This window comes from Pseudomonas sp. PA-5-4B, assembly GCF_021606215.1.
GTDB lineage: Bacteria > Pseudomonadota > Gammaproteobacteria > Pseudomonadales > Pseudomonadaceae > Aquipseudomonas > Aquipseudomonas edaphica.
This window is the reverse complement of sequence record NZ_WKDB01000028.1, coordinates 15,333-32,336: the sequence shown is the minus strand read 5'-3', so window position 1 is coordinate 32,336 and position 17,004 is coordinate 15,333. Positions and strand designations below refer to the sequence as shown.

The following is a 17,004-nucleotide window of genomic DNA, read 5'->3' as shown; positions in this document are numbered from 1 at the left end:
TTAGAAGCGAACGCAGAGCGTTCTGGGCTGCATTCCCACGCGGAGCGTGGGAACGATCTATGTGCAGGCATCACTGCGGTCAATTAAATTGCACGCAATTGAATTGCCTACTACCTTTATAGCTCTTTTTTCCGTATCCGAGGCGCTGCCATGAGCGACAACCTGCTGAGCATCCCGTGCACCACCATCAAGGGTGAGCAAAAGACCTTGGCCGATTTTGCCGGCAAGGCCATTTTGGTGGTCAACACTGCCAGCAAATGTGGTTTCACCCCACAATACAAAGGCCTGGAGCAGGTTTGGCAGCAGTACAAGGACCAGGGTCTGGTGGTGCTGGGCTTTCCCTGCAATCAGTTCGGCAAACAGGAGCCAGGCAACGAAGGGGCGATTTCCGAGTTCTGCGAGCTGAACTTCGGCGTCAGCTTCCCGCTGTTCAAGAAGATCGACGTGAATGGCAGCGACGCCCACCCACTGTTCGTGCAACTTAAAAAACAAGCGCCGGGGCTGCTGGGCTCCAAAGGTATCAAGTGGAACTTCACCAAATTTCTGATCGGCCGTGATGGCAAGGTGGTCAAGCGTTTTGCCCCGACCACCAAGCCCGAAGCCCTGACCCAAGAGATTGAAGCCCTGCTCAAATGACCGACTTGCCCCGCGTGTCCCTCGCGCTGGACGACCAGCTGTGTTTCAAGCTCTATGCCGCGTCCCGAGCGGTGACGCGGGCTTACAAGCCCATGCTCGATCAGTTGGGCCTGACCTACCCGCAATACCTGGCGATGCTGGTGTTGTGGGAATGGCACTGCGCGACCCCAACGCAACCCACGGTCAAGGCCCTGGGCGAGCGCCTGATGCTGGACTCTGGCACGCTGACGCCGCTGCTTAAGCGCCTGGAACAGCTGGCGCTGGTGCAGCGCCGGCGCAGCGCGCTGGATGAGCGCGAGGTGCATCTGAGCCTGAGCCCCGCGGGCGTACAGTTGCGCGACCAGGCCCATGCCCTGAAAACCCGGCTGCTGTGCGACAGCGGTGTCGACCTGAACCAGGCCGACGTCTTGCGCAATGGTCTGGACGAGCTGCTGGCGCAGATCAAAAACTTGTCGAGTTCGGCACCCACAGGTCCAGCAGGGCTTTGAGCTCTTCGCGGCGAAACGGTTTGGCCAGGTAGTCATCCATTCCCGCCGCCCGGCAGCGCTCGCGTTCTTCCGCCAGGGCGTTGGCGGTCAGGGCGACGATAGGCAGCTCCGGCCAGCGCCCGCTGCGGCGAATCTGCCGGCTGGCCTCGTAGCCGTCCATCACCGGCATATTGCAGTCCATCAACACCATGTCGAAGCGCTGCTCCTCCAGCAACTTGAGCGCCTCGCCGCCATGGGCAGCCACGATCACTTCGCAGCCGAGCTTGCTGAGCATGCCCTTGGCTACCAATTGATTGACCGGGTTGTCCTCCACCAGCAGGATGCGCGCGCGATGTGCCAGGGGCACGGCTTCCATCTGGACAGGGTCGAGGATCAGTTGCGCCTCGCTGCGCAGGTTGCGCTGCAGAATCTGATACAGCGCGTTGCGGCTCAACGGGCGTGCCTGTTGCTGCAGCGGCATCAGAGCCGCGACTTCTTCGCTGGGCATGAAGTTGCCATAGGCCGTCACCAGCAGGATCGGCGCGCTGATGCCAGGGCGCAGGCGGAACAGGCACTCCGGGCAATCGGTGATCAGCAGGTCGGGGGCCAGCCCGGTCAGGTCGTCATCCTGGGAGTAGCAGCGCAGCGCCAGCCCCCAAGCCGGCAGCAAGGTGCCGAGCAATTCCGCCAGGCCACTCCCGGTGTTGGTGATGGCGATGACTTCGCCCAACAGCGGCGCTTGTCGTGCGGCCGGAAAATGTGTGGGCAGCGGCAGGTCGGCGCAGAACTGGCTGCCAAAACCGACTTCCGAGCTGATGCTCAAGCGGCCCTTCATCGCTTCACACAGGTTATGCGTCAACGCCAGCCCCAGCCCGGTGCCGCCGAACTGGCGTGTGATACCCGCACCGGCCTGGGTAAACGGCTGGAATATTTTCACCTGCGCTTCCTGGGCAATGCCGATGCCGGTGTCACAGACTTCGATTTTTACCCGGCCACCCTCGGCACTGAGGCGCACGTCCACACGCCCGAAGCGGGTGAACTTCAAGGCATTGGAAAGCAGGTTGCTGACGATTTGCCGCACCCGTGTCGGGTCGCCAATGACTTGCGCAGGAAACAGCGGGTCGATCAGGCAGGTCAACTCGACACTCGGCGCCGCGTTCTGCGACAGCAGGTTGGCGGTGTCTTCCACCAATGAGCCGAGGTCGAACGGGATGCGTTCGAGCTCCAACTGGCCGGCGTCGAATTTCGACAGGTCGAGGATATCGTTGAGCAGTTCCACCAGCACCTTGCCCGAATCGTGGGCGATGGACAGTTGCTGGCGTTGTTCGGCGTTCAGCGGGCTGTCGAGCGACAGCGCGATCATGCCCAGCAAGCCATTGAGCGGCGTGCGGATCTCATGGCTCATATTGGCCAGGAACGCGGCGCGCGCCTGGGCCATGGCCAGGGCGGTCAATTTGGCGGCTTCGAGTTCATCGTTGGATTGGCTCAAGCGCTGGTTGCTGGCCTTAAGCTCCAGAGTGCGTGCCGAGACGATATCTTCCAGTTGGCCCAGGTACTCGGTGAGGCGGTCCTCGGCATGGCGCCGTTGCTGGATTTCGGTCTGCATGTTTTCGAATTGCTGGTTGGCGACGTTCACCAGCACGCCGATTTCATCGTTTTCGTGACCCGGCGGGCAATCCAGGCGGGCCTGCTTGCTGGTGCTCAGGGCACGGATGATGCGCACCAGTGGCTGAGTCAGCATCACGTAGAACAGGCCCAGCAGAATGCCTGTCAGCAGCAGGCTGCGGGCGAACCCGTTGAGCAAGGTTATCTCGGCGCGGTGCAGGAAACGGCTGCCAAAGGCGTAGGTGTCGACGTCCAGGCGCAGCACGCCGAGGGAATCTTCGGGCATGTGGCTCAGGAACAGTCGATCTTCAAACAAGCGGTTGGCGCCAAACAGGAAGTCACTGATGGGCCGGTAGGCGCTCTCTTTGCGCGGCCGGTTCACGTCGGCCAGTACCACGCCATTGTTATCGACCAGTTGCGCGTGGGTGATGGCCGGCGAGTGCAACAGGCCCAGGGTCAGTTCCTGGGCAAGTTCGGCATCAATGTTGTAGGCGATACGTGAGGCAGGGTTATGGCTGATTTCGATCAGTGAGCGTATTTCACGGTTGATCGAGGCGTCTTCGCTGGCATAATCAATGCCGATTTGGATCAGGCTGAGCAAGGTTCCCAAGACGAAACCGACCAGCACAGTCAATCGAGCTTGTTTATAAGACAAGCGGTGGGCGAACTTGATATCCATCGGGTGTTGAACCACTTCACGTTTCCCTTCGCCCGGCAAGCATAGCTGAACATCCACAGGCTTTGGCTTGGCCGGCATGAATCGTTTTATACGCAGCCTCGTGGGGTCTGCCACAGGGTTGCCAATACGCCATCTTTTGCAAGAACTTGCCAGAGGAATAATCGTGGATTCTCGATTGAATGCCTTTCTTGAGCGGGCCGATGCGGTCCTTGCGCGCCTGGAACCGCTGTTACCTGCACCGCGCCAAGCCATCGATTGGAATAACTGCCTCGCCGCCCGTTGGCAGCGCGAAGGCCGTACTGGCTTTTTGCTCCCGCTGGAAGTGAGCCTGGACATGCGCCTGTCCGACCTTATCGGCGTGGACAAGCAACGTGAGCAACTGGCTCGCAACACTCAGCAATTTCTCGATGGCCTGCCCGCCAACCATGCGTTGCTGTGGGGCTCGCGTGGCACCGGCAAATCCTCCATGGTGCGTGCTTTGCTGGCCCAGCATGCCAAGGCCGGTTTGCGCCTGATTGAAATCGAGCGCGATCACCTGGCTGACCTGCCGCGCGTGGTCGAGCAACTGCTCAAGCTGCCGCAACGGTTCATCCTGTTCTGTGACGACCTGTCTTTCGAAGCGGGTGAGGGCGATTATCGCGTACTCAAGAGCGTACTGGACGGCTCCCTTGAGCAAGCGCCGGAAAATGTGTTGCTGTATGCCACCTCCAACCGTCGTCACCTGGTGCCGGAAAACCAGAGCGACAACGACAATTGGAAGCGCGTGGACGGTGAGTTGCACCCCAGCGAGGCGGTGGAAGACAAGATCGCCTTGTCCGACCGTTTTGGCCTGTGGCTGTCGTTCTATCCGTTCAGCCAGGAACACTTCCTGGATGTGGTCGAACACTGGATCGGCGAACTGGCCAGCAAGGCTGGCTTGCAGTGGCAGCGTGATGAAGCCCTCGACATCCTGGCCGTGCGCTGGGCCACCGGGCGTGGCAACCGCAACGGCCGTTGCGCGTATCAATTCGCCCGTTACTGGGTGGGTCTCAAGTTGTTGGAGCGTCAACCATGATCGATTTACAACAGGCCGGCACCGGCCTGGATGGCTACGCCATGCTCTGCGCGCAGCTGGAATCGCTGCTCGCCGATGAGCGTGACTTTATCGCCAACAGTGCGCAGTTCTCGGCGTTCCTGTTCAACCAGTTGGACGACTTGAACTGGGCGGGCTTCTACCTCAATCGCAATGAAGAACTGGTGCTTGGCCCGTTCCAGGGCCAGATCGCTTGCGTGCGTATTCCCTTCGGTCGTGGCGTCTGCGGTGCGGCGGCGGCATCCCGGCAAACCCAGCGGGTAGAAGATGTGCATGCGTTCCCAGGCCATATTGCCTGTGACAGCGCCTCCAACAGCGAACTGGTGGTGCCATTGGTCAAGGATGGCCTACTGGTGGGTGTCCTGGATCTGGACAGCCCGTCGCTGGCCCGTTTTACCGCGCAGGACCAGGCGGGCATCGAGCAGTTGGCGGCGATTTTCCTGCGGTTGACCGACTGCTGATCCCGCAGGAGAGGGTCGGCCGCCGTTATTGGCTGTCCAGCTTATGCAGCTGCACTTGCAGCGTCCTCTCCAGCTCCAGCATGAGTTTTTCCAGGGCCTTGACCCCCATGTCTATCGTGGGGCGCTCCTCGTTGCGGGCGCAGGCCAGCTCCAGTGCTTCGCATTGCGCGGCCAATGCACTTGCCTGGACGATGCGCGCGGCGCCCTTGATCTTGTGGGCTTGCTCAATGATCGCCTGGGGCGCTGCCTGGCGGGCCATCAAGGCCACCAGGTCCTCGCGGTCCTGACGGCTGCTGCTTAACAGTTGCGCAAGCAAACGCCGGCTCAACTGCGGGTCGCCTCCGGTCAGTGCGTCCAGGCAATCGAGTTCCAGCCGCTGGCCGCTGGATCGGGGTTTGATCTGCGCCAGTTGCTGCTCCAGTGCAGTGAGGCTGATGGGCTTGAACAGGCAGTCATTCATGCCCGCCTGCGCACAGCGAAGTTTCTCCTCGGGTTGGGCATTGGCGGTGAAACCGAGGATTACGCAGGGCACCTGCTGTTCTCGCTGCTCGTATTCACGGATCGAACGGCTCAGCTCATAGCCATTCATGATGGGCATGTTGCAATCGGCAATCACCAGGTCGAAGTGCTCCTGGCGCCAGGCCTGAAACCCTGCGGCGCCATGTTGGGCTGCCGTGAACTGGTGCCCGAGGTAACCTAATTGCTGGCACATCAGCAAACGGTTCGCCGGGTGGTCGTCCACTACCAGCACATTGAGCACCGCCGCGGCTGTTGGCGCCTGAGACTTGAGCTCGTCCAGCGCTTCAATGGGCTTGAGGCAGGTCATCTTCAGGCTGACCTGCACTTGAGTGCCCACCATTGGCACGCTGCTCAGGCTCAGTTGCCCACCCATCATCTCGCACAGGCTGCGACAGATCACCAGCCCCAGGCCCGCTCCGCTCCTGGCCAGGTGCCCGGAGTTGTCCGCCTGGGCAAAGGGTTCGAACAGGCGCAATTGGTCGTCCCGGCTGATGCCGATGCCTGTGTCCTCGACCACCAGCTTCATCTGCACCTCTTGGGGCTGCTCGGTGGCTTGCACCTGCACCTTGATCTTCACCTGCCCGCGCTCGGTGAACTTGATCGCGTTGCTGACCAGGTTGGACAGCACCTGCTTGAAGCGCAGCGGGTCTATCAGCACGGCGGTGTTGTCGAGGTTGGGGTCGAATTCGAGTAACAGGCTGAGGGTTTTCTGGCGGGCCAGACCATCGAAGACGCGCACCACCGATTCGATCACTTCGCGCAGGTTCACGCGCTCGGGAGCCAGGCTCAGGCGGCCGGATTCGATACGTGCAATGTCGAGGATATCGCCGATCAGCTCCAGCAGGTCCTTGGCCGAGTTGTAGGCCACTTCGATAGCCGGACGGTCGAGATGGCCCTGATCGGCGCGCTTGAGCGTCAGTTCCAGCATCCCGATCACGGCATTCATCGGCGTGCGGATTTCATGGCTCATGGTGGCGAGGAAGGTGCTTTTGGCGCGGTTCGCCTCGTCGGCGCGTTCCTTGGCAGTGCGCAACTCGTCGAACAGTTGGCGCCGGTCACTGATATCGATCCAGCCACCGATGATGCCCTGGACTTCGCCGTCCGAGTCGCGATAGGGCAGGATCCAGTGGTAGATCGTGAGTTTTTTGCCGTGAATGTGCAGGGTGCGATCGAGGATCAATGGCGTGCCTTCCACCACCACCCGTTGGTAGTCGGCATGGTACTGCGCAGCCTCAGGCGCCAGGGCCATGTCCATTTGCACCACACTCTTGCCGATCACCTCTTCGCGCTTGACCCCGAACACTTGCAGGTAGCTGTCATTGCAGGTCTGCAACAGGCCCTTGCGATCACGCACATAGATTGGGTGCGGTGTTTCATTGACCAGTGCGCGCATGAACTCGAACTGGTCATTGAGGGCGCGCTCGGCCATTTTGCGGTGCTTGATCTGGCGGCGCATGTAGGCGTTCCAGGTCAGGGAAATCAGCAGCAGCAACCCGGTGCCAATGATGATTTGCGCAATCAGTTGGTGGTAATTGCGCCAGTAACTGTCCGAGGCTGGCGTGTAACCGCGCCAGCGGCTGTTGATCACGCCCATTTCGTCCGGGGCAATGCTCAGCAGCGCCTTGTCCAGGATTGAGCTCAGTTCGACGGCACCGCGCGGCGTGGCCAGGGCGAAGGTGGCGGGCAGCGTGCCAATGCTGGCGCTGATCTGCAGTTTGTCCTGGAACACCTGGGAGGCCAGGAAATAGTTGGCGATGACCAGTGAGTTCACTGCCCCGTCCACGCTTCCCTGAGCCAGCATTTCCGAGGCCTTGAAGGTATCGCTGACTTCCACCAGGCGAATCTGTGGGAAGTTCTCTTGCAAGGTTTTTTCCAGGGGGTTACCGAGGGTGATTGCCAGGCGCTTGCCTGCCATCTGCTCCAGGTTTGTGGCCGCGTCGGGCTCCTTGCGGGTCAGCAGGACGTAGGAGTTTTCCAGGTACGGGCGGCTGAAGCTGAGCTGAACCTCGCGTTCGGTGCTGGGGACGATGGCCCCGATGATATCGGCTTTACCCGTGGTGAGCTGCTCGATCATCGTGCTGACTTCGCGACTGCGCTGTATTTCAAAACGCAGGCCGGTGCGCAGGCGGATCAGTTCCAGCAGGTCGGCGGTAATACCGCGAAAGTTGCCGTCGGCATCGAAGAACGTCAGCGGCGCGAACGTCTCATTGACCACGACTTTTACCACCGGGTGATCTTTGAGCCAGCGCTCTTCACGCTGGGTCAGTTGCAGTTTCTTGTCGGTCAGCAAGATGTCGCTGCCGGCGCTCCAGCGCTTGGCAATGCTGTCTCGTTCATTAACGGGGACGGCCGTCAGCACCGCGTCGACGATGCTCTGTAGAACCTCCTGATCGTGACGCAAGGCGAAGCTGAACCCATAGGCTTCATGCTTGCCGAAGTTGGCCATGTGGATATTTTTGAGGTAGCCCTTGTTGATCATGTAATGGGTGGAAATAGTGTCCCCCAGAAACACATCCGCCTGATCGAACGCCACGGCATTGAGCGCGTTTTGATAGGAAGGAAAGGCGCGGATATCCGCCTGCGGGTATAACTTTTCCACTTCGTTCAGCGGCAGGTAGTGATAAACAAGGCTCAAGCGCAGGCCGGCCAGGCCATCGCTTAAACTGCGCGTTTCACCTTCGCGGGTCACCAGTACGGGCTGGTCCACCGCATACGGCTGCGACAGGATGAGTTTCGGGTTGGCGGCCTCAAAGCCATTGGATGAGCCCAGCAGGTCGATTTCCCCGGTTTCCAGCGCATGGATCGCGGCGTCTCGTGTCGGATAACGCAATACCTTGACGGGCAGGGCCATGGCTTTGGCCAGCAGCCCTGCGTAATCGGCGGTCAGGCCTTCATAGTCGCGACCGCTGGAGGTGAGGTCGAAGGGCGGATAGTCGGGTGCCGAGGTGCCCAGTACCAGCTCACGTTTGTACATTAGCCACTGGCGCTGGGTCTTATCCAGCTGAATATCGAGTTGAACGGTACCCGCGCGGCTCAATAAGGTGAAGTGTTCCGGTCCGATTTGAGGGGCCGCGGGCACGGTAGTGCTCAAGCACAGGCCGGCCAATAATATAATCAGATAGTCCTTTATACGCCTTGGCATCCGCTTTCTCACACTAGCGCGTTTCGTTTTGCCATCTCGATAAGTTCTACCAAGGACTTGGCTTTAAGTTTTTGCATCAGCCTTTTTTTGTAGGTACTTACTGTCTTGTTACTTAGAAACATACCTTTGGCGATTTCTTTGTTTGTACGACCTTGTGCAAAAAGTTGCAGCACCATCAGTTCCCGGTCGTTCACGGCCTTGAATAATTCAAGTTCCAGTGCGTCCTTGCTGTCGGCGCCATTGGAATTGAGTGCCTGGCTGGGGAAGTAGTTGTAGCCAGACAGTACCGCACGAATGGCACTCAGCAGTTCGCTCAGGTCGCCTTCCTTGCACACATAGCCGTCTGCGCCCGAGCGCATGCAGCGGGTGGCAAACAACGTCGGGCTCTGGGCCGTCAGGATCAGGGTTTTCATCGAGGTGTTCATCGCGTTGAATCGGCAGAGCACTTCGAGGCCGTCGAGTTTTGGAATACTGATGTCCAGGATGATCAGGTCGGGCAGGCATTCGCGAACCATTTGTATCGCGTCACAACCGTTGTCCGTTTCGCCAACGATTTTATAACCTTCGTGTTCCAGCAACATGCGAATCGCCAGCCTGATAACCGGGTGATCATCAATGATAAAAACCGTGTTCATAATCATATTCCATGCAAGTGCAAATAAAGCGGGCACATTAGCTCAGAAGAAGAGGGAGGAGGACGAGCGTTGGGGGGAGTAGATATAAAACAGGAGAATTCCTACATAATAAAAGGTAACGACCTACGGTTCGATAAGGCTTTGCGTCGTCGGATGTAAGTAATAGTTGGATCAGTAAGCCTTGGAGCCGTGCCAGGGATTCGGCGATGGTTTTGCGGCGATTGTTTACCGGTGAACGGTGTTTATAGTCCTACAGTTATAACGAGAGCAGTGGCTCAATCAACTCTGTCAGTGCATCTTTATTCAGGGGCTTCAATAAATAACCAAGCAGGGGCAGCCCGCGCCGCCGGGCCTGGAGTGTCAGGTTGGACAACTCTGTTGCGGGCAGCCCGCTCAACAGGATTGCGCCGGTGATGAAGTGTTGGCGGCTGGCAATGTCTACCAGTTCCAGCCCAGGCAGGTCAGGCAGGCATTGATCGCACAGCATCAAGTCAAAGGGGCGGGTGGCGCAAGACATCGAGCGGATCGCCTGCTCGGCATTTTCCGCAAGGGTCAGTTGTTCGAAACCGAAGCTTTTGAGCAGGCACTGCGTGGCCAGGAGTTGAAAGGGATGATCCTCCACCAATAGGATTCGAAGACGGGGTATGGGCATAGAAGGCACATGGCTCAGTCAGAGGGGCGTGACGTAGGAATTGCGTGTCAGGTTCGCAAGAAGCGTGCGCGATTATTCCTCGAGCCGATGTGCGAATTCGATCAGGCCGCTCTGTTCCCGTCGTAGGTAAAGTCTGTACGGGACGCAGGCGGCATAACCTAAGGTTTTACTGTGGGCTTGAACGCCCGGTCATCTCCCGTGCCATTTCGGTGGCGTAGCTGTCGGTCATGCCGGCGATAAAGTCGATCATGCGCAGAAACGAAGCGTGCAGCGACCAGGCTGGGTTCGGCGCGCTGTTGCCCAGCAAGTCAAGGATGCGTCGGTTCTTGAACGACGGCGTACGCCCGCCATGCTGCTCCAGGGCGGCACCGCAAAACGCGTTCAACAGGATTTCCAGGGTGGTGTAGGCGCCGATCTCGTGCAGGGTCTTGCGTTTGTCCTGGAAGATTTTTTTGCGCGCCATGTCCTTGGCGTCCAGTACACAGCGCTTGGCCGGGCCGTGCATGTGTTCCACCAGGTCGCCTGGCAGCGTGCCGGCGAGCAATGCGTCCTGCTGCTCGACGAAGGCGCGTGCCGCCGCATTGGTCAGGTGCTCGATGGCCTTGCCGCGCAGGATCGCCAGCTTGCGCCGGCGTGAATCCTGCGGGCCCAGTTGCCGGTAGGTCTGGGGCAAATCATCACCCACCAGATCGAGCAGCAGCGACTCGACTTCGGCATATTCGAGCAGCTCCATTTCCAGGCCGTCTTCGAGGTCGATCAAGGCGTAGCAGATATCATCGGCCGCCTCCATCAGGTAGACCAGCGGGTGACGGGCCCAGCGTTGCTCTTCCAGCTGGGGCAGGCCGAGCTTGTGGGCGATCTGTTCAAGGATCGGCAACTCGCTCTGATAACAACCGAACTTATGCTTCTTGTAGCCCAACGAATCCGCGTGACGGGCGGTCCAGGGGTACTTCAGGTAGGTGCCGAGGGTGGCGTAGGTCAGGCGTGTGCCGCCGTCGAACTGATGGTATTCCAGCTGGGTGAGCACCCGGAAACCTTGGGCGTTACCTTCGAAATTGAGGAAGTCATTGCGCTCGGCCGTGCTCATGTCATCCAGCCAGCCGCGTCCGGCTGCCTGTTGGAACCAATGGCGAATAGCATCTTCACCCGAGTGACCGAACGGCGGGTTGCCGATGTCATGGGCCAGGCAAGCCGATTGCACCACCATGCCCAGGTCGCTTGGCTCGCACCAGTCGGGCAGGGCGCTGCGCAAGGTTTCGCCGACACGCATGCCAAGGGAGCGGCCGACGCAGCTGACTTCCAGGGAGTGGGTCAGACGTGTATGGATATGGTCGTTACTGGACACCGGGTGCACTTGAGTCTTGCGGCCCAGGCGGCGGAACGCGCCGGAGAAAATAATCCGATCGTGGTCTTTGTGGAACGGGCTACGGCCGAGTTCTTCCGGGCTGTGCAGGGGTTTTCCAAGACGTTCGCGGGTAAGCAGGGTGGGCCAATCCAAGGCGGTTACTCTCCGTGCGGTGAATGACCCTCCCAGCTTCCCGGTTCAGCGCGGCATCGGCAAGCAAAAATCTACAGGCCCGCCGCATCGATATCGATTAACAGCAAGCGCTGACCGTTATCGAAGAATTGTCCGGCGGTGAGGCAGTACTGGTTGGTGGTGGCATCGCGGTAGGTCGACGACAGCGTCAGGCGCCGCTCCTCCCAGCCTTCAGCGAGCAAGTAATAGAAATACGGCCGCCATGACCAGTTGTGGCCCAGGTAGCGGCTGTCGGCTTGCCAGGCATCCTGGCGCCACTCGAAGTTGGGCGTCAGTTGGGTGCCATGGCGGTCGCACTGGTAAAAGCGCAGCAGCCACGGGAAGTCCGGCAATTGGGGCAGTTGATCGAGCGGCGCGCGGGCCTGTGCCCAGCTTTGCAGGATGTTCATCAGCTCGGCCAATTGCACGCGCAACTGCATCACACGGCCACGCTCGGCGAGTTTGTGTTGCACGTAAACCCCGCGCAGTTGGGCAAAGCGCGCGACGAACGCATCGGCCGCAAACCAGTCCAGTTGGGCCTGGGCAAACAGATAGCCCTGCACATAACGTGCGCCGCACTCCAGGGCAAAACTCAGTTGCGCCTCGGTTTCCACGCCCTCGGCGATGATCCAGCAGCCGGTTTTTTCGGCCATTTGCGCCAGTGCCCGCACCACGTCACTGCTCGGCCCGCCTTTGGCGGCTTCCTGGAACAGGCGCATGTCGAGCTTGAGAATATCCGGCTGCAGCGCCAGTACGCGGTCGAGTTGCGAATAGCCGGCACCGAAGTCATCGATGGCGATGCGTGCGCCAGCGTCGCGATAGCGTGCGACCACCTCGGCCAGGCGCTGGATGTCGCCGCCCAGCTCGGTGATTTCAAACACAATGCGCCGCGGATCGACATTGTGCGCCTGCACTTGTTTCAGGCTGGGCAAGGCTTGGCCAGGGCGCAGGCGGTTGATCCAGCGCGGTGAGATGTTCAGGCTCAGAAACCAGTCGGCGGGGGCTTCATGCAGGCGGCTCAAGGCATTCTCGCGGATCTGCCGGTCCAGACGGCGCAGGGCCACACCCGGTGTGCGTGGGTCGGCAAACAGCGGGCCTACCGACTGCAAGTGACCATCGGCCTGACGCAAGCGGCCCAGGGCCTCGACGCCGGCAATGCGCCCGGTGGCGGTGTCGATGAATGGCTGGAAACAGGCGAGCGGTTGCCCGTCGATCACGGGGCCTCCTTAAGAGAGCTGGCGAAAAAAAGGCCCGGCCCTCAGTGACGAGGGCCGGGCCGATTCTGTTTGCAAGAATGCAGCCAGCCAGCTTCAGCCTTTACGCTGCATGGCCAATTTGATCAGCGGGATCAAACCGGCACCCAGCCGCACCAGGCGCGTCAGGCTGCTGATGCCGCCGCCCTTGGCGCCCTTGCCGGTGAAAAAGCCCATCAGGGTCACCGCCGCCACGCCCCACAGCGGCGCGTGCTTGATGCCCAGGCTGTCTTGCCAGTTGTGGCGCATGTCGCGCATTTTGTTCAACGGCGCCATCAGTTGCTGGGACTCGTGACGGATCTCCTGGCGATGCATTTCCATGCGCAGGCGAATCAACGCCTTGCGCATTTCCCGGCGCGAGGTGTTTTGCGGGATTTCAATCATGCTCATGGCAGCATCCGCTCCCGATCATTGGCCAACTCTTCAAGGGTGGCGTGGAAGGGCGTGGACTCATCGAACACCGCCGCTTTCAAGCGCACCCCGCAGAAGGCCGCGGCCAGGCTGTAGAACACGCAAAGGCAGATAATCCCGGTGAGACGATAGCCGGTGTCCCACACCAGAATCATCACCAACGTCGACAACCCCACCAGCAATAACAGCGCAAACACCAGCGCCAAGCCTGCAAACAGCAGCAGGCTCACGGTGCGGGCCTTCTGTTCCTGCAACTCGATGCCAAATAATTCGACGTGGCTGTGCAGCAAGCCCAGAACGGCTGCGCCCAGGCGTCGTGAAGTGGAACTGGTGCCCGTGGACGAGCCGGTTTCGCCGATAGACATGATAGTTAGCGCCTTGTAGCCAGCAGACCGATCAAAAAGCCCACGCCGGCGGCAATGCCTACAGACTGCCAAGGGTTGGCCTGCACGTAATCTTCGGTGGCCGTGACCGCCGCCTGGCCGCGTTCACGCAGGGAATCTTCGGTCAGTTGCAGGGTTTCACGGGCTTTGAGCAGGCTCTCGTGAATCTTGCTGCGCAGCTCATCGGCCTGGTCACCGGCCAGCACGGCGGTGTCGTCGAGCAACTTTTCGGTGTCACTGACCAGGGTTTGGAAATCCGCCATCAGTATTTCTTGAGCAGTCTTTGCAGTTCTTCTGGCCATGGGTATCTCCGTGATTGGCTGATCTGGTTTGGTACGTGTGGTTTCGAGTCACCGGTTTCGGTGAAGGTTCACTTCAATTGTCTGGTACAGCTTTTGCTTTGCCTTGGTGCGCAGGCCCTGGGGCTTGCGCCGAGTCGGGGCGGATCGAGGCCGATGCCTGGAAAAACCTTACCCTAAATCACACAAACTCGCGGAAAAACCCTGTCGGCAACGGCCCATTGTGTTGATCGCTGCGCTAAAGCGGTTCACGCCCTCTCAAGAGGGGCGGTGCCGGTGGTGCCAATTTAGTGCGCGCAACCCTGGCTTGAACCGCTTTGGTGCTTTTTGCCTTGAATGCAGGCCTGCCAACCTCCATGGAAAATTTGCAAAGCGCAGTGGACACCCTCGTCCACAGCTCCAATACCCTGTTTATCCTGATCGGTGCGGTCATGGTCCTGGCCATGCACGCCGGCTTCGCGTTCCTCGAAGTCGGCACCGTGCGCCAGAAAAACCAGGTCAACGCCCTGTCGAAAATCCTCAGTGACTTCGCCATCTCGACCCTGGCTTATTTCTTTATAGGCTATTGGATCTCCTATGGCGTGAGCTTTATGCAGCCGGCGGCGGTGATCAGCGCCGATCACGGCTATGGCCTGGTGAAGTTCTTCTTTCTGTTGACCTTCGCGGCAGCGATCCCGGCGATCATTTCCGGCGGCATTGCCGAACGCGCCAAGTTCGCCCCGCAGCTGTGTGCCACCGCGCTGATCGTGGCGTTTATCTACCCGTTTTTCGAAGGCATGGTGTGGAACGGCAATTTTGGCCTGCAAGCCTGGTTGCTCGCGCGCTTTGGCGCCAGCTTCCATGACTTTGCCGGCTCCGTGGTGGTGCACGCCATGGGCGGCTGGCTGGCGCTGGCGGCGGTGCTGCTGTTGGGCCCGCGCAACGGGCGCTACAGGGAAGGGCGGCTGGTCGCGTTTGCGCCTTCGAGCATTCCGTTCCTGGCGTTGGGTTCGTGGATTCTGATCGTCGGCTGGTTCGGCTTTAACGTGATGAGCGCGCAAACCCTCAACGGCGTCAGCGGCCTTGTCGCCGTCAACTCACTGATGGCGATGGTCGGCGGTACGGTCGCAGCCTTGGTGATCGGCCGCAATGACCCTGGCTTCCTGCACAACGGCCCGCTGGCAGGGCTGGTGGCGATTTGCGCCGGCTCCGACCTGATGCACCCGGTGGGCGCGCTGGTCACGGGCGTGGTCGCGGGTGGGCTGTTCGTGTGGTGCTTTATCGCCGCCCAGGATCGCTGGAAGATCGACGACGTGCTGGGCGTATGGCCGCTGCATGGCCTGTGTGGTGTGTGGGGCGGCATTGCCTGCGGGATCTTTGGCCAGACCGCATTCGGTGGCCTGGGCGGCGTCAGCCTGATCAGCCAGTTGATCGGCACCGCGCTGGGCGTGGCCGTGGCATTGGGCGGCGGCTTGCTGGTATACGGCGTGATCAAGCGCGTGCACGGGCTGCGTCTGAGTCAGGAGCAGGAGTATTACGGCGCGGATCTGTCGATTCACAAAATTGGTGCGGTCAGCCAGGATTGATCGACTGTCTGGCAACAGGCTGGCCCGCTCGCCACAGTCAGGTGGGTGGGCTTAGAATGGTTGCCTGTTTTTGATCGGGTCCATTCGCCATGCTTCCTGAATGCCAGTTGTTCGGCACCCTGGGTTGCCATCTCTGTGAGCTTGCTGAAGCCGAAATCATGCCGCTCGTCGAGGGCGGGTTGCTGGTGGAGTTGGTGGATATCACTGACCCCTATGACCTCACTGAAGTTTACGGGCTGCGCATCCCGGTGCTTCGGCGCGCCGATACAGGCGCGGAGCTGGATTGGCCATTCGAGGCCGAACAGGTGGTCAACTTCCTTAAATAGCGCGAGCCCGGTGGCTTGCCGACCACCAGGCTTTGGCTGTTCAAGCGTTTTAAGTGTTCTCCAGACCGCAGCGCTCATGCGCGATCAAGTCATCGTGGGTTTCGCGCCGCCGTATCAATTTGGCGTGTGCTCCCTCCACCAGCACTTCTGGTGGGCGGCCTCGGGAGTTGTATTGGCTGGCCATGCTCATCCCATAAGCACCACATGAGAAAATCGCCAACAAGCTTGCGTCCTCCAGTACGGGCAAGGGCCGGCCTAATGCGAAGTGATCGCCGGTTTCACAAATGGGGCCAACAATGTCGACCTCTTCCAGAGGCGCGGCTCCCGCCTCACGGACGCTCTCGCTCAACGCCGTCCAATGGCCGGAAAAGTCGCCAAATCGGGTTGGCCAGATGACGTGATTCGCGCCGTATAAAGTGGGGCGCAGCAGGACGTTCATACCCGCATCAACAATCGCAATCTTGCGATCCCAGCCTTGTTTGATGTACTCGACCGTGGTGAGTAAAACGCCCGCGTTCGCGCTGATCGAACGGCCCGGCTCAATGATGAAGCGCAGACCACGACGTTTCAGTTCTTGCAGACGCTCACAAATATGCGCTCCCGTTTCAGTCAGTGAACAGACGGGATTGCTTTCGTTGCCGTATTGCGCTGGAAACCCACCGCCGATATTGATGAACTCAATCGGGCAGTCAGCGGCCTGAAGCCGGTTGACCATTTCTTCAATCTTGTCGATGGCAGACAAGTAGGTGTGGGCCGATGGGATCGGGGACCCGAGATGTATATGGATGCCAACGACATCGACGCTCGCGTAACGCTTTGGGGCAAACAGTTCATAGGCGCGTTCAATCGGTATGCCAAATTTCGTCTGGCGGCCGCCAGTGGCCGTTTTCTCATGGGTACCGGCATCCACCACATCCGGATTGACCCGAATGGCCACCTTTACACGCTTGCCGGCCGCCGACGCTACCGCATCCAGGCGCAGCAGCTCTGCCTCGGACTCCACATTGAAAAGGAATACGCCCACGTCAACGGCATAGCTGATTTCTTCTTGGGACTTGCCGACACCCGCGAACACTATCTTGTCTGCGGTCACGCCTGCCATCAGTGCCCGGTACAGTTCACCGCCACTGACCACATCGAGGCCGGATCCTTGGTCGACCAAGAGCTTGAGGACGCTGAGATTGCTGCAGCTTTTAACCGAGAAGCAAATCAAAGGCGCCAGTGCAGAAAATGCGTTTTGTAGTACGGCATAGTGATTTTTCAGCGTCTGTGCTGAATAGAGATAAACAGGGCTGCCGTGCTGTTCGACAATGGCACTTACATCCACTTGCTCTACATGTAAATGGCCGTTGATAAAATTAAAATGGTCCATCTTCCTACCTC

The 17,004-nt window shown here is 59.7% G+C and carries 16 protein-coding genes; 6 read left to right on the top strand and 10 right to left on the bottom strand.

Annotated features, from left to right (window positions below; translation table 11 throughout):
- Window positions 1–150 precede the first annotated feature (150 nt).
- Both GIW28_RS15625 and GIW28_RS15620 read left to right on the top strand, forming a co-directional pair.
- Window positions 151–636 carry a glutathione peroxidase gene (locus tag GIW28_RS15625; protein WP_099549066.1) on the top strand — a complete coding sequence of 162 codons (486 nt, stop codon included), beginning with the start codon at window positions 151–153 and terminating at the stop codon, window positions 634–636.
- Window positions 633–1,124 carry a MarR family winged helix-turn-helix transcriptional regulator gene (locus GIW28_RS15620; RefSeq protein ID WP_017136171.1) on the top strand — a complete coding sequence of 164 codons (492 nt, stop codon included), beginning with the start codon at window positions 633–635 and terminating at the stop codon, window positions 1,122–1,124. Before GIW28_RS15625 ends, GIW28_RS15620 begins: the two co-directional genes overlap by 4 nt.
- Here the strand turns inward: GIW28_RS15620 and GIW28_RS15615 are convergent.
- Entirely contained in the window at window positions 1,078–3,387 is a 2,310-nt protein-coding gene (locus tag GIW28_RS15615) for a hybrid sensor histidine kinase/response regulator (protein ID WP_236447150.1), read from the bottom strand. The two genes, GIW28_RS15620 and GIW28_RS15615, sit on opposite strands and share 47 nt — an antisense overlap.
- Window positions 3,388–3,550: 163 nt before the next feature.
- On the opposite strand from GIW28_RS15615, the gene GIW28_RS15610 reads away from it, so the two are divergent.
- Together GIW28_RS15610 and GIW28_RS15605 are read left to right on the top strand one after the other, a co-directional pair.
- Entirely contained in the window at window positions 3,551–4,441 is an 891-nt protein-coding gene (locus tag GIW28_RS15610) for an ATP-binding protein (protein ID WP_017136173.1), read from the top strand.
- Window positions 4,438–4,920 carry a GAF domain-containing protein gene (locus GIW28_RS15605; RefSeq protein WP_017136174.1) on the top strand — a complete coding sequence of 161 codons (483 nt, stop codon included), beginning with the start codon at window positions 4,438–4,440 and terminating at the stop codon, window positions 4,918–4,920. The genes GIW28_RS15610 and GIW28_RS15605 overlap by 4 nt, the downstream gene beginning before the upstream one ends.
- 25 nt (window positions 4,921–4,945) lie before the next feature.
- On the opposite strand, the gene GIW28_RS15600 is transcribed toward GIW28_RS15605, so the two are convergent.
- From GIW28_RS15600 to GIW28_RS15565, 8 genes are all read right to left on the bottom strand, one after another.
- Complete coding sequence (locus tag GIW28_RS15600; RefSeq protein ID WP_138450034.1) at window positions 4,946–8,581, bottom strand: transporter substrate-binding domain-containing protein; 3,636 nt, start codon at window positions 8,579–8,581, stop codon at window positions 4,946–4,948.
- Between the two features lie 8 nt (window positions 8,582–8,589).
- A complete protein-coding gene (locus tag GIW28_RS15595) occupies window positions 8,590–9,216 on the bottom strand; it encodes a response regulator transcription factor (protein ID WP_017136176.1) in 627 nt (208 codons plus the stop codon).
- A gap of 256 nt (window positions 9,217–9,472) precedes the next feature.
- Window positions 9,473–9,868, bottom strand: a complete 396-nt coding sequence (locus GIW28_RS15590) for a response regulator (RefSeq protein ID WP_138450038.1) — start codon at window positions 9,866–9,868, stop codon at window positions 9,473–9,475.
- Between the two features lie 166 nt (window positions 9,869–10,034).
- Window positions 10,035–11,366 (bottom strand): deoxyguanosinetriphosphate triphosphohydrolase, encoded by a 1,332-nt coding sequence (locus GIW28_RS15585; RefSeq protein ID WP_138450032.1) that lies wholly within the window; start codon window positions 11,364–11,366, stop codon window positions 10,035–10,037.
- 71 nt (window positions 11,367–11,437) lie between these two features.
- A complete protein-coding gene (locus GIW28_RS15580; protein ID WP_236447149.1) occupies window positions 11,438–12,601 on the bottom strand; it encodes an EAL domain-containing protein in 1,164 nt (387 codons plus the stop codon).
- A 93-nt stretch (window positions 12,602–12,694) separates the two neighbouring features.
- Window positions 12,695–13,027 carry a hypothetical protein gene (locus GIW28_RS15575; protein WP_236447148.1) on the bottom strand — a complete coding sequence of 111 codons (333 nt, stop codon included), beginning with the start codon at window positions 13,025–13,027 and terminating at the stop codon, window positions 12,695–12,697.
- A complete protein-coding gene (locus tag GIW28_RS15570; RefSeq protein WP_236447147.1) occupies window positions 13,024–13,413 on the bottom strand; it encodes a phage holin family protein in 390 nt (129 codons plus the stop codon). Before GIW28_RS15570 ends, GIW28_RS15575 begins: the two co-directional genes overlap by 4 nt.
- Window positions 13,414–13,418: 5 nt before the next feature.
- A complete protein-coding gene (locus tag GIW28_RS15565; RefSeq protein ID WP_017136182.1) occupies window positions 13,419–13,733 on the bottom strand; it encodes a DUF883 family protein in 315 nt (104 codons plus the stop codon).
- Window positions 13,734–14,086: 353 nt separating this feature from the next.
- On the opposite strand from GIW28_RS15565, the gene GIW28_RS15560 reads away from it, so the two are divergent.
- Together GIW28_RS15560 and GIW28_RS15555 are read left to right on the top strand one after the other, a co-directional pair.
- Window positions 14,087–15,295, top strand: a complete 1,209-nt coding sequence (locus GIW28_RS15560) for an ammonium transporter (protein ID WP_138450029.1) — start codon at window positions 14,087–14,089, stop codon at window positions 15,293–15,295.
- 89 nt (window positions 15,296–15,384) lie between these two features.
- Entirely contained in the window at window positions 15,385–15,621 is a 237-nt protein-coding gene (locus tag GIW28_RS15555) for a glutaredoxin family protein (RefSeq protein ID WP_236447146.1), read from the top strand.
- A 49-nt stretch (window positions 15,622–15,670) separates the two neighbouring features.
- On the opposite strand, the gene lysA is transcribed toward GIW28_RS15555, so the two are convergent.
- On the bottom strand, window positions 15,671–16,993 hold the full coding sequence (gene lysA / locus GIW28_RS15550; protein ID WP_236447145.1) for a diaminopimelate decarboxylase: 1,323 nt from the start codon (window positions 16,991–16,993) through the stop codon (window positions 15,671–15,673).
- Window positions 16,994–17,004: the final 11 nt, after the last annotated feature.